13 protein-coding genes are annotated in these 15,400 nt (G+C 39.4%); 2 read left to right on the top strand and 11 right to left on the bottom strand.

Features of this window, described 5'->3' with window-relative positions; all coding sequences use genetic code 11:
• Positions 1-70 precede the first annotated feature (70 nt).
• From uvrC to zapA, 11 genes are all read right to left on the bottom strand, one after another.
• Positions 71-1,858 (bottom strand): excinuclease ABC subunit UvrC, encoded by a 1,788-nt coding sequence (gene uvrC / locus FHY45_RS19670; RefSeq protein ID WP_066108740.1) that lies wholly within the window; start codon positions 1,856-1,858, stop codon positions 71-73.
• Positions 1,859-1,987: 129 nt separating this feature from the next.
• Positions 1,988-2,302, bottom strand: coding sequence for a thioredoxin (gene trxA / locus FHY45_RS19665; RefSeq protein ID WP_066108745.1), 315 nt, complete (start codon positions 2,300-2,302; stop codon positions 1,988-1,990).
• Positions 2,303-2,484: 182 nt separating this feature from the next.
• Positions 2,485-3,462: an electron transfer flavoprotein subunit alpha/FixB family protein gene (locus FHY45_RS19660; RefSeq protein ID WP_139892817.1), complete on the bottom strand. Its 978-nt coding sequence runs from the start codon at positions 3,460-3,462 to the stop codon at positions 2,485-2,487.
• Positions 3,463-3,529: 67 nt separating this feature from the next.
• Positions 3,530-4,303: an electron transfer flavoprotein subunit beta/FixA family protein gene (locus FHY45_RS19655; protein WP_139892816.1), complete on the bottom strand. Its 774-nt coding sequence runs from the start codon at positions 4,301-4,303 to the stop codon at positions 3,530-3,532.
• Between the two features lie 126 nt (positions 4,304-4,429).
• Positions 4,430-5,203 carry an enoyl-CoA hydratase gene (locus FHY45_RS19650; RefSeq protein ID WP_139892815.1) on the bottom strand — a complete coding sequence of 258 codons (774 nt, stop codon included), beginning with the start codon at positions 5,201-5,203 and terminating at the stop codon, positions 4,430-4,432.
• Positions 5,204-5,239: 36 nt separating this feature from the next.
• Positions 5,240-5,821, bottom strand: a complete 582-nt coding sequence (locus tag FHY45_RS19645; RefSeq protein WP_139892814.1) for a fatty acid metabolism transcriptional regulator FadR — start codon at positions 5,819-5,821, stop codon at positions 5,240-5,242.
• A 129-nt stretch (positions 5,822-5,950) separates the two neighbouring features.
• Positions 5,951-7,654 carry a long-chain-fatty-acid--CoA ligase gene (locus tag FHY45_RS19640; protein WP_139892813.1) on the bottom strand — a complete coding sequence of 568 codons (1,704 nt, stop codon included), beginning with the start codon at positions 7,652-7,654 and terminating at the stop codon, positions 5,951-5,953.
• A 361-nt stretch (positions 7,655-8,015) separates the two neighbouring features.
• The gene (locus FHY45_RS19635) at positions 8,016-10,373 is read right to left on the bottom strand and encodes an endonuclease MutS2 (protein ID WP_139892812.1); all 2,358 of its coding nucleotides are present in this window, start codon (positions 10,371-10,373) and stop codon (positions 8,016-8,018) included.
• 27 nt (positions 10,374-10,400) lie between these two features.
• On the bottom strand, positions 10,401-12,116 hold the full coding sequence (polX, locus tag FHY45_RS19630) for a DNA polymerase/3'-5' exonuclease PolX (protein ID WP_139892811.1): 1,716 nt from the start codon (positions 12,114-12,116) through the stop codon (positions 10,401-10,403).
• Between the two features lie 108 nt (positions 12,117-12,224).
• Complete coding sequence (locus FHY45_RS19625; protein WP_066108772.1) at positions 12,225-12,767, bottom strand: CvpA family protein; 543 nt, start codon at positions 12,765-12,767, stop codon at positions 12,225-12,227.
• A 7-nt stretch (positions 12,768-12,774) separates the two neighbouring features.
• A complete protein-coding gene (gene zapA, locus FHY45_RS19620) occupies positions 12,775-13,044 on the bottom strand; it encodes a cell division protein ZapA (protein WP_373925507.1) in 270 nt (89 codons plus the stop codon).
• A 154-nt stretch (positions 13,045-13,198) separates the two neighbouring features.
• Here zapA and rnhC point away from each other — a divergent pair, with 154 nt between their 5' ends.
• Together rnhC and FHY45_RS19610 are read left to right on the top strand one after the other, a co-directional pair.
• Positions 13,199-14,158, top strand: coding sequence for a ribonuclease HIII (gene rnhC, locus FHY45_RS19615; RefSeq protein WP_139892810.1), 960 nt, complete (start codon positions 13,199-13,201; stop codon positions 14,156-14,158).
• A 391-nt stretch (positions 14,159-14,549) separates the two neighbouring features.
• On the top strand, positions 14,550-15,170 hold the full coding sequence (locus FHY45_RS19610; RefSeq protein WP_066108777.1) for a DUF1269 domain-containing protein: 621 nt from the start codon (positions 14,550-14,552) through the stop codon (positions 15,168-15,170).
• Positions 15,171-15,400: the final 230 nt, after the last annotated feature.

The raw sequence follows: 15,400 nt of genomic DNA, 5'->3' as shown, positions 1-15,400 counted from the left end.
TTTCTCTATGATATCTGTTTACCTTCAATAAAAAACCTGCACCATAAAATTAAAGGTGCAGGTTTACTGGTTAGTCATTTTTTTGTTCTTCATTTAGTTTATCCAATAAAGCCTTGGTGCTTGCTTCAGGGATTCCCAATTTTATAAATTCCTCTGATGTGGCTTCTTTCATCTTTTTAATCGAGCCAAAATGCTTAAGCAGTACTTTCTTTCTTTTCTCTCCTATACCAGGAACTCCATCCAGGACAGATTGGAAGCTTGATTTTCCTCTAATTTGCCGATGGAAGGTAATTGCAAATCGGTGAACCTCATCCTGTATACGCTGCAAGAGGTAAAACTCTTGGCTGGTTCTGCCCAATGGAATTATTTCTAAAGGGTTTCCGTATAGCAATACGGAGGTCTTATGTTTATCATCCTTAGCCAATCCCGCTACAGGAATCTCCATTCCGTATTCATCCTCAATTACTTCGCGAACTGCCTCAATATGTCCTTTGCCTCCATCAACTATGATTAAATCCGGCCAAGGGAGATTCTCTCGAAGTACGCGGGCATATCTCCTTCTGACGACTTCTCTCATGGAATCGTAGTCATTCGGGCCGATTACGGTTTTAATTTTATATTTCCGGTATTCCTTCCGTTCAGGTTTCCCATCAATAAATACAACCATAGCAGAGACAGGATCAACACCCTGAATATTCGAGTTATCGAAAGCCTCGATTCGATGCGGTGTATGAATCCCCATGATTTCTCCTAAGTTTTCAATTGCTTTTATCGTCCGTTCTTCGTCTCTTTCGATTAAAGAAAACTTCTCCTGCAAGGCGATTTTTGCATTTTTAACAGCAAGTTTCACCAGGTCTTTCTTTGGTCCACGTTTAGGCTGTGCCACTTTCACGTCAAGAAGTCCTTCAGCCAATTCTATATCTATATCATCAGTGAGGAGTACTTCATGTGGTTTAAAATGATTTGGCTTAGAATAAAATTGCCCCAAGAAGGTCAATAGCTCATCAGCAGGATCATCATATAAAGGGAATAACGAGACATCTCTCTCAATCAGCTTTCCTTGCCGAACAAAAAAGACTTGGACACACATCCAACCTTTATCAACTGCATATCCAAATATATCCCGGTCCGTTAAATCGCTGAATACAATTTTTTGTTTTTCCATTGTTGCTTCAATATGAGCGATTTGGTCCCTTAATTCCTTGGCCCGTTCAAAGTCCAATTCTTCTGATGCTTTATACATGTTATCCTGTAAATCTTTCTTGATATCCTTAAAACCGCCATTTAAAAACTTTGTTATTTCATCTGTAATTTGTTTATATTCATCTTCCCTGACCGTCTTTTCACATGGTGCAAGGCATTGTCCAATATGATAATACAAACATGCTTTAGCCGGTAAGGTTGTACACTTCCTGAGCGGATACAGCCGGTCTAACAGCTTTTTAGTTTCATTGGCTGCATATACATTTGGATAGGGCCCAAAGTACTTACCTTTATCTTTTTTTACGTTTCTTGTAATGATTAATCGAGGATGCCTTTCCGAAGTGATCTTGATAAACGGAAAGCTTTTATCATCCTTCAGCATGATATTGTATTTTGGATCATATTTTTTTATTAGATTCATTTCTAATATGAGTGCCTCCATATTAGAAGAGGTTACGATATACTCAAAATCCTCAATCTCCGATACAAGGCGCTGGGTTTTCCCATCATGAGAACCAGTAAAATAAGAACGTACCCTATTTTTTAAAACTTTGGCTTTTCCCACATATATAACAACATTTTGTCGGTCCTTCATTAGATAACATCCCGGCTGATCGGGTAACAAGCTAAGCTTATCTTTTATATGTTGATTCAAAAGGGTCCCCCCTCTACTTAAAGTTTAAGTTTCTATATATTATAAACGGATTTTACAATTAAAGGAGGTTTTAATACTTTCCAAAAGAAAAAAGACTCCGGTCGTCCGAAGTCTTTTTTACGTTAAACCTTAAGAATGCTTGGAAATCAAATTAACAAGTGCTTCTTTTGGTTGGAATCCGATCACTTTATCTACTACTTCTCCATCTTTAAAAAGAACAAGTGTAGGAATGCTCATGACACCGAATTTAACAGCTGTTTCTTGATTCTCATCTACATCAAGTTTAACGATTTTAACTTTACCATCTAACTCTGCATCGATTTCTTCCAATACAGGTGCGATCATTTTACAAGGTCCACACCAAGGTGCCCAAAAATCAGCTAAAACCAAGCCTTCGCCTGTTTCAGTTACGAATGTTTGATCCGTTACATTAGAAATTGCCATGAATTTTACCTCCTAAAGCATACATTAAGTAAACTATAAGTGGAGTATACCACTGTTCTATATAGGATGGCTACTGTCCTGCTTAATTATCCTGAATTTCAAAGAAATGGGTTTGTACTAATTTTACCTTTATGTTGAAAAACAGGATGGCTTTTGCCACCCTGTTTACCCAAAATATGAACTTAAGATTTCACAAGAAGATTTTTGAACTCTTCTGTTAATAAAGGAACTACATCAAATAAATCGCCAACAATACCGTAATCAGCTACTTTAAAAATATTAGCCTCTGGGTCTTTGTTGATTGCTACAATTACTTTGGAGTTAGACATACCGGCTAAATGCTGGATTGCTCCGGAAATTCCACAAGCAATATACAGATCCGGTGTCACGACCTTACCTGTTTGGCCAATTTGCAGAGAATAATCACAGTATTCGGCGTCACATGCTCCGCGAGATGCTCCAACAGCACCTCCAAGAACGTTGGCCAATTCTTTTAGTGGTTCAAAACCTTCTTCGCTTTTTACTCCCCGTCCACCGGCAACAATTACTTTAGCTTCTGACAGATCAACTCCCTCAGTTGCTTTACGTAATACTTCCTTAATAACGGTACGTAAATCCTTGATATCTACAGATATAGTTGAAACATCCCCCGTACGGGAAGGATCATGCTCAAGCGGATCAATATTATTTGGTCGAATAGTAGCAAATACTAGTCCATCTGTTACAATTCTCTTTTCAAATGCTTTACCGGAGTAGATTGGACGTGTGAAGACGATATTTCCGCCTGCCTCTTCTACACCAATCGCATCTGAAATTAGTCCGGAACTTAATTTACCAGCAACACGCGGCGCCAGGTCTTTTCCCAATGAAGTATGGCCGAAAATAAGTCCGTCAGGAGATTCTTGATCAATCACAGCTAACAAGGCCTGAGTATAACCGTCTGATGAATACTGTTTTAGCTGTTCATTCTCAACAGCGATAACACGGTCGGCTCCATAATGAATTAATTCCATCCCAATCTCTGTAACAGACTCTCCAAATATAACGCCTACAACTTCTCCGCCCTCAGCAACTGTCTTAGCTGCAGCGATTGCTTCAAAGGATACATTACGAAGAGAAGACTCTCTTGTTTCACCTAAAACTAAAATCTTTCTAGACATAATTTTACCTCCCGTTATTTTTCCCTTTGTGTTCGTTGCTATCTATCACTATCACCGTTTATTTAAATTAAATTACCTTTGCTTCAGTACGAAGCAGATTAACCAGTTCCTTTACTTGGTCAGGAATTTCCCCTTGTAAAACTTTACCAGCATCTTTCTTAGGAGGCAGATAAATTTCAATACTCTTTGTTTTAGCTTCTACATCATCTTCTTCAAGATCAAGGTCATCCAGTTCCAATTCCTCAAGCGGTTTTTTCTTCGCTTTCATAATCCCTGGTAAGGATGGATAACGCGGCTCGTTCAAACCTTGTTGAGCTGTAATTAATAAAGGCAGAGAAGTTTCAATAATCTCAGAATCCCCTTCAACATCTCTGGTAACGGTTACATTTCTGCCGTTAATTTCAAGTTTAGTAACAGTAGTTACATAAGGGATATCGAGTAAACCGGCTACACGCGGTCCTACCTGACCGGAACCTCCATCAATTGCCACATTCCCTCCAATAATCAAATCAACCTCTTGTTCTTTTAAATACTCAGCTAATATTTTAGAAGTTGTATATTGGTCTCCATCTTCCACATCATCTTCAATATTTATAAGAACTGCCTTATCAGCTCCCATTGCAAGTGCAGTTCTTAGCTCTTTCTCTGCATCTTCTCCGCCGACTGTCACAACAGTCACTTCGCCTCCCTGTGCATCACGCACCTGGATAGCTTCCTCCACTGCATACTCATCGTACGGGTTAATGATAAACTCAGCGCCATCTTCTTGAATACGGCCGTTTGATAATGAAATTTTCTCCTCTGTATCAAATGTCCTTTTTAGCAAAACATAGATATTCATGTATTGCCCTCCTATAGTTCGTATTAATTTTGAAGATTGAGAAAACTAAATATATATAACTCCTACTCTCTGAAGCTCCCACTCAAAGAGAAGAGGTTACTCACAAAATGATTCGCTATTGACCGCCTATTTTCCTTTAAAAATCGGCAAACGTTTTTCTAAAAATGCATGAATCCCCTCTTTAGCATCTTCAGTGACAAAGATTTTGCCAAATTGGATAGCTTCCTCATCTACTCCTTTGTAATATTGTTCATGCTTAGAGTAGTTAATAAGGTGGATGGCTTTCTCTAGTGCAATTGGACTTTTTCCTGCAATTTTACCGGCAATCTCTTTTACGGCATCCATTAACTCTTCATCCTTGAAGGATTTATTTGCAAGTCCTGCTTCAACAGCCTCCAAACCAGAAATAGGTTCAGATGTGAACATCATCTCTGCAGCTTTGGATGCTCCCACAAAACGAGTGAGCCTTTGAGTGCCAGCAAAACCGGGAATAAGACCCAGCTGCAGCTCTGGCAATCCAAGCTTAGCCCTTTCAGTTACGTATCGCAGATGGCAAGACATAGCGAGCTCAAGTCCGCCTCCCAATGCAGCGCCGTGAATGGCCGCTATGACCGGTTTTTTGAACCGTTCAATCCTTTCAAATAAATCCTGTCCTCTTTTAGAAAGAGCAGAAAAATCTCCTTCGGATGTAACTGTCGTGAATTCTTTAATATCTGCACCAGCTGAGAAAAATTTCCCCTCTCCATATAGGACAACAACCCGCACATCCTCGTTTTCTTCAATCGAATCAAACATGGCGGATAAATCTTCAAGAAGATCAGAAGCCAGTGCGTTAGCTGGTGGCCTATCTATAGAGACATAGGCCACCTGATTCTCCTCATATACACGTAATGTCTTCATTTGTATTACCCCTTTTTTGTATCATGGTTATCTCATTCAAGCACCCAATCCTTTGATTATTAAATGGTGAACTGGTTCAGCTTGCTTATTAAGATCATATTTTTGCTCGTTCATCACCCAAGTCGTAACGATTTCATCCAGCGTACCAAATACCATATGACGAGCCAGACGAACATCAAGTTTATCTTGGAATTCCCCTTGTTCAATTCCTGTAACTAAAATGGAATCAACAAGCTTTAAATATCCTTTAAGAACATCATTAATTTTATAACGTATCTCTTTATTGGATTGCCGTAATTCCAACTGTGTAACGATAGCCAAATGCTTATCCTCAGAAAGAATCTCAAAATGCTTGCGCACCAGCACCAGCATTTTTTCAGTTGCACTGGATACCCGTTCCATCTCTTCTTCAATACTGGATATAAAACCTCCCAGTTTATCCTGGAACATGGAAATCAAAATATCTTCTTTATTTTTGAAATACAAGTAAATCGTACCATCTGCTACACCCGCCTGCTTTGCTATCTTGGAGACTTGTGCTTGATGGTAGCCGTTTTCTGCAATAACAATCACGGCTGCATCAATAATCTGTTTGTATTTTGGGCGGTCTTTTTTCATTATCATTCTTCCTCCTCTAAAATGAATGAATAGTCATTCATAATTTCATATTAGAGGGGAAAAATAATAAAGTCAAGCTAAATCCCTTTTCAAATAAATGGTTTTACGAAGCGCTTTCTTCAGAATCGATTAAGCCTCTCTTTTATCAATTGTTTGTTGTTTTTGTTTCTCTTCATCAACCAATACACGTCGTAGAATTTTACCAATCGCGGTTTTCGGAAGCTCATCGCGGAATTCATATAGACGAGGTACTTTAAAGGCAGCCAAATGCTTACGGCAAAATGCATTTAATTCCTGCTCGGTCACTTTTGCTTGATCTTTCAATACTACATACGCTTTCACGGTTTCTCCGCGATATGGATCAGGCACACCCGCCACCACGGCTTCCTGAACAGCCTCATGCTCATATAATACCTCTTCAATTTCCCTCGGATAAATATTGAACCCACCTGCAATAATAATATCTTTTTTACGATCCACGATGTAGAAGTATCCTTCTGCATCCATATAGCCCATATCTCCCGTTAATAACCATTCACCAGAGAAAGCGCTTTCTGTTTCCTCAGGACGATTCCAATAACCTCTCATAACTTGCGGTCCCTTTATTGCTAGTTCACCGACCTCGCCTGGAGGTAACGGCTCTAAGGTTTCAGAAGATAGAATTGCTGCTTCCGTACTTGGCCATGGCAAACCAATACTTCCCTTCACACGCTTGTCATTCCATAAAAGATTAGCATGAGTTACCGGTGATGTTTCTGTCAAACCGTAGCCCTCGACCAATTTACCTCCAGTGAGTTTTTCAAATTTCTCCTGAACCTCCACTGGGAGTGCTGCTGAACCACTTATACAGGCATCAATGGATGATAAATCATACTTCGATATATCGGGATGATTTAATAAGCCAATATACATGGTAGGAGCTCCTGGAAATAGAGTTGGCTTCTGTTTCTGTATAGTCTTCAAGGTCGTAACGGCATCAAACTTTGGCAATATAATCATCTCATGGCCCTTCATGATAGAAAGGATAAGAACGGTAGTCATCCCATAGACATGGAAAAAAGGCAATATTGCGAGGACTTTTTCTTCTGCTTCTTTATATTTATAGAGCCAGGCATCACACATTTTTGTATTGGCTACCAGGTTATTATGTGTCAGCATAACTCCCTTAGGAAAACCAGTTGTTCCACCGGTATATTGCAGTAAGGCAAGATCTTCTTCCGGGTTGCCTTCATACTCGACCTCGGTTTTCGGTGATGTTTTTAGGATTTCAGACATGAGATGATGATTGCCTTTATGCTCAACATTGACGACAATGCCATATTGCTTTTTCTGGATAAATGGATAAATTAAGTTCTTTGGAAAAGGTAAAAAATCTTTGATGGGAGCAACGATGATATGCTGTAAATCTGTTTTTTTCATGACACTCATGACACGGGGGAACAAAATATCTAAAGTCAGGATAACTTTGGCACCTGAATCCTGCATTTGGTATTCGATTTCTCTTTCCATATACAGAGGGTTCGTTTGAACCACTATAGCACCTGCTATCAATGATCCATAATAACCAATGACTCCCTGCGGCGAATTTGGTAGCATGATAGCTACTCGGTCACCTTTTTCAACGCCTAGCTTTTTCAAATAATGGGCAAATTGCAATGCATACTCATACAGTTTCTTGTACGTAATTGATGTTCCCATAAAATGAATGGCGTTTTTAGTTGGGTATTTGTAAGCAGACTGTTTTAAATAATCCTGTATTAAATTATGTCCATACTCGATGCTTTTCGGGATTTCTTCTGGATAATGCTTAAACCATGGTTTTTCTTCTAACAATGTAAAAACCTCCCTTAAAAAGCTATTTCTCCTAGTTAATTATAGTATAATGAATTTTATGTGACAATATTTTACTAATATTCTGTTAACTTTATTTGAATTATCTAGTTCTTAACTCCTAAAGAATGATTTTGGAAGTCCTGAATATCCAATAATCACTTTTTTGCTTTCAATGTGTACTTAACTTGCCGGCAGGATATAAAAAAGAGCCTAAACAGCGGGACCCCCCACCATTTAAACTCTTTCACTCACGCACTCACGCGTAGAAGGCCATATATATGATCCCGACAATGATAAATAAAGCAGATACCACCAACAAAATCTTCCCCAGTGTTTCCATGGTCTCCTCCTGTGTTCTCCCTTATTTCAATTCAACAATCGTCACGCCAATTCCACCTTCAGAAGCTTCCCCAAACCTCATTGATTTGACTGAACGATGATTCTTCAAATACTCTCTGACTCCTTGTCTCAGTGCCCCTGTTCCTTTCCCATGAATGATGGAAACACGCGGATAACCGGCAAGCAAGGCATCATCAATATATTTCTCCACTCTAGACAATGCATTTTCGTAACGCTCACCACGGAGATCAAGCTCTAGATTAACATGAAAATTTTTACCTTTAATCTTGGTGATCGTTTTCGTCTCGACTGGCTTTGGACTTTTCTTAAATTCGAGATCTTTCTCATCCACTTTCATTTTCATGATTCCCATTTGAACATTCCACTCATGATCGGATATCTTTTCTATTAATTGACCAATTTGTCCCCAAGTGAGAACCTTAACTTCATCGCCAGGCTTAAGCGTCCTTTTGGCTGACGATACAGCGGCTTTTCTTATTTTTTTGGATTCCTCAGGTTTTGCTTCATTAAGCCTTCTCTTCGCCTCTATCAATTCATGCTCTTTGACTTCAGCACTCTTTTCGATTCGCATCTGTCTCAGCTCACGGATAATTTCCTCCGCTTCTTTTTGAGCCTTTTCTACGAGTTGCCTTGCTTCCTGCTTGGCTTTTTCGATTAGCGTATCTTTTTTATCCTCGTACTCCATTAATTGTTTTTGTAAATCTTGATGAAGGATTTCAGCATCCCTCAAATATTCTTCCGCTTCCTGCCAGTCTTTTTCAGCTTCCTTTCGTGAAGTTTCCAAAGATGCAATCATGTTTTCAACCTTATTGGAATCGGCTCCAATCATTCCACGAGCGTTGCGAATAATCCGTTCAGTTAAACCCAGCTTCGTAGAGATTTCGAACGCATTACTTCGACCAGGCACACCGATAAGCAGTCGATAGGTTGGACTGAGCGTTTCTACATCAAATTCCACACTTGCATTAATGACGCCTTCTTTATTATATCCATAGGCTTTCAGCTCAGGATAATGGGTTGTAGCAATAACCTTAGCTCCACGTGAATGTGCTTCATCCAGAATTGAAATCGCTAGTGCCGCTCCTTCCTGAGGATCTGTTCCAGCTCCAAGCTCATCAAATAATACGAGTGATTCAAAGTCCAAGGTTTCTAGGATTTCCACTATATTCACCATATGAGATGAAAATGTACTCAAGCTTTGCTCAATCGATTGTTCGTCACCGATATCTGCATATACAGATTTAAAAACTGCTAATTCTGATCCATCCATTGCCGGTACCTGCAAACCTGCCATAGCCATTAATGTACAAAGACCGACCGTTTTTAATGTGACGGTTTTACCGCCTGTATTCGGTCCTGTAATGACCATCGTCCCATAGGTCTCTCCAAGAATGATGTCGTTGGCAACAACCTCTTCTTTTGGAATGAGCGGATGTCTTGCCTTCTTAAGCTTAATGATTCCCTGATTATTCATAATCGGCATGGATGCATGAATAGCTTTTGCATATTTTGCTTTTGCAAAGGCAAAATCGAGCTTAGCCAAAATAGAGACATTCAGTAGAATATCATCTGCATACTCGCCTACAGCATTGGAAAGTGCTGTTAGTATACGTTCTACTTCCCTACTTTCTTTTACGCGAATATCCTGTAATGTATTATTCAATTGAACAATAGACTGCGGCTCAATAAACAAGGTTTGCCCTGATGCAGATTGATCATGGATAATACCGCCATAATGATTTCTATATTCCTGCTTTACAGGTATGACAAAACGATCATTCCGAATCGTCACAATCGTATCTGATAACATTTTGGCGGCATTGCTTGAACGAATCATACTTTCAAGCTTTTCTCTAACTCTTGCTTCATTCGTGCGCAATTGCTGACGCAACGTCCGGAGCGTATCACTGGCAGAGTCCAGAACCTCACCATGGTCCCCAATTGCCATATTGATGTCTTTTTCCAGATCACTCAGATTCACTAATTGGTCTTTATATTCATAGAGAATAGGAAGTTCGATTTCATTTTCCTGCATATCCTCCAAAAATCTGCGTAGAGTCCGTCCTGCTCTCAGTGTACTTGATGTTTCCATCAATTCAACAGGACTGAGAACACCACCAATCCGAGCTCGTTTTATATGGGAGCGAATATCAAATATCCCTCCAAGAGGCACATTGCCCTTTAAGCGATATACGGTTGCAGCCTCGTCTGTTTCATATTGAGTACGTTTAACCTCTTCCAAATCGGTATTGGGCATTAACTGTTCACTTAGGCTTTTTCCCAGACTGGAAGAAGCATGTTTTTGCAATTGTGCAATGATTTTTGTAAACTCGAGTGTTTTTAATACTTTGTCTTGCATGGAGAAAAATCCTCCTTACTTTTTCTGTTAGTCTCTATTGAGGAAAGCCAAAAAATCGTCCTCATTTTGGGCGTTTAATACAGTTTCTTTCTTGATCCAGCCACGCTTGGCGTTTGACACACCTACGTCCATATTCTCCAGCATATCAATGCTGTGAGCATCTGTATTAATAACGATTTTAACTCCTGCATCCTGAGCTTTTTTAACATTTTCCGCTGCTAAATCGAGACGATTTGGATTGGCATTCAACTCTAATACCGTATCAGTTTCTTTTGCAAGCTGAATCAATAAATCCATATCCACTGCGTAACCGTCTCTTCGCCCAATAACCCGCCCAGTTGGATGTGCGATAATATCGACATGTTTATTGGTCAATGCTGTTTTCAAACGCTCCATAATCACTTCCTGCGGTTGTGAGAAAGAGGAGTGAATAGAAGCAATAACAAGATCTAATTGTTCTAGAATTTCATCATCAAAATCAAGTGTACCATCCGGAAGGATGTCCATTTCGATACCGGACAGGATCATGATGTCATCATATTCCTTATTTAACTTCCTGATTTCTTCTTTCTGTTTTAAAACTCTTTCAGGTGTCAGTCCGTTTGCCACTTTTAAATATTGAGAATGATCGGTTATGGCCATATAGCGATACCCCTTGGCACGGCAAGCTTCTACCATCTCTTTTAACGTATGGGAGCCGTCACTCCAGGTTGTATGCATATGAAGATCACCTTTAATATCCTCCAAGGAAATTAAACCGTAATCAGCTTGATATTTATCGATTTCAGTACCATCCTGCCTAATTTCCGGTGGAATATACGGCAGACCAAAATGGCTATATAGGTCTTCTTCGCTCTCAAATGTTTTGACTTCACCAGTTTCTAAATTTTCAACGCCATATTCACTAACCTTTTCACCGCGATCCTTAGCCAATTGGCGTAAACGGACATTATGGTCCTTAGATCCAGTAAAATAGTGTAAAGCCGTTGCAAACTCAGCTGGCTTTACCATCCTGAAATCTACTGCTATTTCATAATCATAGGCTAAAGCAAGAGATACTTTTGTATCACCGGCTGCAACGATATGATCAATATTGGTTAACCCTAAGATTTGTTCTTTGACACTCAAGGGATTGTCAGTAGCTATGATGAAATCAAGGTCTTTTATCGTTTCACGTCCGCGCCTTACACTGCCAGCTCTTGAAAAGCGAATAACATCTTCCATTGCCTGCAGTTTTGCCTCAATGTCTTCCACAATCGGCAGCATAACAGCAAGAGGCAGACGATCCGGTTTTGTTCCCATTGCTTTGATGGCATCAAGTATGTTTTCTTCAGACTTTTTGCCAAAGCCGGCAAGTTTACTGACTTTCCCTTCTTCACACGCTTTCTGCAGCTCTTCCGCATTCGTAATAGCTAACTCTTTATATAGCTTGGCAATCTTTTTCCCACCGAGTCCTTGTAAGCGAAGAAGAGGAATTAACCCCTTCGGCACTTCCTCCTGCAATTCTTTAAGGACCTCTGATGATTCCGTTTCGATATATTCATTTATGACAGCTGCCGTTCCTTTGCCGATCCCGCTCAGCTTGGTGAAATCATCAATCTCCGACAGGCTGCGTTCATCTACTTCAAGTGCCTGTGCAGCTTTGCGAAAGGCAGAAACCTTAAATTGATTTTCTCCCTTTAATTCCATATATATTGCTATTGTTTCCAATAGTTTAATGACATCTTTTTTGTTTACGATCATTCCGGCCACCTACCCGTCCTATTTCATTTATTAGATACCTTTATCCTTCATTATATACAAGCTCAATCGGATACTAAAAAAGAATGACTTCCCTATTGGAAGAGGAAGTCATGAAAATGGATGGAACCACAAATTTGTCACCCAATCAGATAAAAATGGGGTGTTCATAATGATTGTTTTCGCTAAGGATGAGTTATGTATCATTTCCTGCAGTGACTCAATGGGTAGCATAGCACCAATAAATAGGATAATAAACATACCCAAATACATTTCTACAAATCCTAAAGCCCCGCCAGCCAATTGATTAAACTGCTTCAAAAGGGGCAGCTGAGCAAGAAAGTCCAGCATGGACCCAATAATTTGCAGGACAATTTTTACGCCAACAAAAATAATAAAGAATGCAATTGCATTGTAAAAAGCAGAATCCAAATCTGTAATATTAAACAGCATATTAAGACTTGAGTCAGTATCCGCTGATGACGGAAAAGGAACCCACATTTCAAGCTTAGGACCGAGGTCTTTATAAAATAATTTAGCTACAATCAAGGCAATAATAAAACTTAATAAGTGTACAAGCTGCAAGATTAAGCCTCTTCTTAAACCTATTAAAAATCCTATGAGTAAAGCTACTAATATGAATAGTGTAACCATAATATCCTCATTTCTTCTGTTGATTTATTTCTATTTCCAAGGCTTCTATCTTTTCTAACAATTTATAGTATTCATGCATCGTATTAACTGCAGTTAATACAGCTAATTTAGTCGTATCCAGACTCGGGTTTTTTTGACCAATTTCGCGCATTTTATCATCCACCGAGTGGGCAACTTGTCGTAAATGAGAAGTTGATTCATCGCCTACAATGGTGTATTGTTGTCCATATATCTCAACGTTTATCCTGTTTTTATCAGACAAGGCGGTTGCCTCCAATCATAAAAATCCTGTCTACTATCATAACATGAAAACCAATTTCTTGGTATTCCTAGATAAAAACTACTATCAATCGTAAAATATCATATACACAAATTTCCGTCCTATCAACAAGAGGACGGAAATTTGGCGTAAAGAGGAGTAGAGTAGAAAAATGGCGAATACTGTTATTACAGTAACAAAAGAAACGATTCTTAAAATGAAATCCTATTACTTGAATTCTTTATTGCCTAAAACACCACCCGGAGCTGTTTTCTCAGCGAAAATGAATGGGATGACGATTACGGCCTATAATTCTGGAAAAGTATTGTTCCAGGGAGCCGTCTCAGATGCAGAAGTTCAAAAATGGAGTAGCGGATCAGCCAATGCTGCTGCCCCTCAAAAAAAATCACCAATTAAAAAAAGAAGTGTATCAGACCATATCTACCGTCCTCCTCATACAATCAATGAGTTGAGTATCATTGGTACAGATGAAGCGGGAACGGGCGATTACTTCGGACCCATAACAGTTGCGGCAGCCTATGTCAGCAAGGAACATATTCGGGAACTTGAAAATATGGGCATACGGGACTCTAAAACGATTCGCGATCCGCAAATATTAATTCTTGGCAAAAAGATTACAGCAATGATCCCGTATAGTCTGCTTGTCCTGAAAAACGAAAAATACAATAGTGTTCAGCAAAAAGGAATGAGCCAGGGTAAAATGAAAGCCATGCTGCATGAACAAGCTATTCATCATTTGCTGGCCAAATTGGAAGGAACCAAGCCAGATGGTATTCTCATAGACCAATTTTGTGAACCTGATATATATTTTCGCCATACCGCCACGAACGGAAATCGTGAAGTTCCCTTGTATTTCAGCACAAAAGCTGAAAGTATATCCACAGCGGTGGCAGCCGCTTCTGTCATTGCCCGCTACGCTTTCTTAAAACATATGGATCTACTCAGCGAACAGGCAGGGATGACGATTCCTAAAGGCGCCAGTTCAAAAGTGGATGAAGCTGCCGCTGTCTTTATCGCTAAAAAAGGTGAAAGTGAATTAAACGCCTTTGCCAAGCTTCACTTCGCCAATACAGAAAAGGCACGCAAGCTCGTAAAACGAATTGGATTATAATCAAACACTCAGCTTGGGAGCTGATCTGCACCCCAATTGTTAGACACACGGTCTAACAATTGGGGAGATCACATCTGGTCTGAGTGTTTTTATTATGGAGTAAAGTTGTTTTCAACAAGATTCTCCATTTAACAGGGCCTCGTAGGTTGTATTTACGGGAATCAAGCCGACTTTATTCAAAATCCGGCCGAACTTAGAAGGAATTCAGCCAATCTTGGTAATAATCCAGCCGAGTTTGATTGGAATCCAGCCAAACTACCCCTAAATCCAGCCGCTATCCTCAGCCAATTAAAATGATGTTTAAATGCAATGAAAAACTTACCAGTTTACCGCATTTTCTGAGGGGAATAAAATAATCGGAATTTTTTCAAAGAGATGAGGTAAAACGAGAATGGAAAATGTTGTGTTAAGTTTTTTCAAGGTTGAAAGCGAAGCATATCAGGCTTTATCTGAGCTAAAAAGAACTCATACATCCCAGAAAGATTTCGTCCTCTCACAAGTAGTTTTACTAAAAAAAGTTGATGGGGAGATTATCACAAAGGATAGCTTCAACACTGGCAGTCAAACAAGTGATGACACTTTATTAGGCGGACTTATTGGAGGAGCTCTCGGGTTACTTGGCGGTCCGATAGGTATCCTTTTAGGAATGGGGATAGGTGCCGGCTTCGGTTCTTTATTAGATATGAATGATGCCAAGGAAGAGGACGGTATGCTTTATACGGTTTCTACAAGAATGAAAGACGGAGATATAGCCCTTATAGCTGTTATACAAGAAGAAACAGAAACATCCTATAATGAGATCATTAATCAATTTAATACAGTAATCGTTAGATACCGTGCCAGCGTTATTCAGGAAGAACTAGACCATGCGCGTAAGATACAAAAGGAATTAGAACACGAAGCAAAAGCCAGAATGAAAGAACAGCGCTCAAAAGAAAGACGAGAAAAAATCGACGAATATAGTACGAAATTAAGAGAAGAATTCAAACAGATTAAAGAGAAATTATCATAAACCAACACAGTCATCATACATTAACAAGTTAATTCATACATAAAAAAAAGATTGCTTATATTATAGCAATCTTTTTTGCATTAAAATTATACAGATATAATCTTTAATTAAGGGAGATGGCTTCCACCACTCCCTCATTCAATTATAAGTGGCTGCAAAGGCCAACAGGATGTTGGATGAAGACATTGCCACACGATGTGGTGGTCTTAGTCTTTGTTCCTTTTTGAGTC

This window comes from Bacillus sp. D386, from assembly GCF_006346415.1.
The sequence above is the reverse complement of the archived record's forward strand: the minus strand, read 5'-3'. Positions and strand labels throughout refer to the sequence as shown.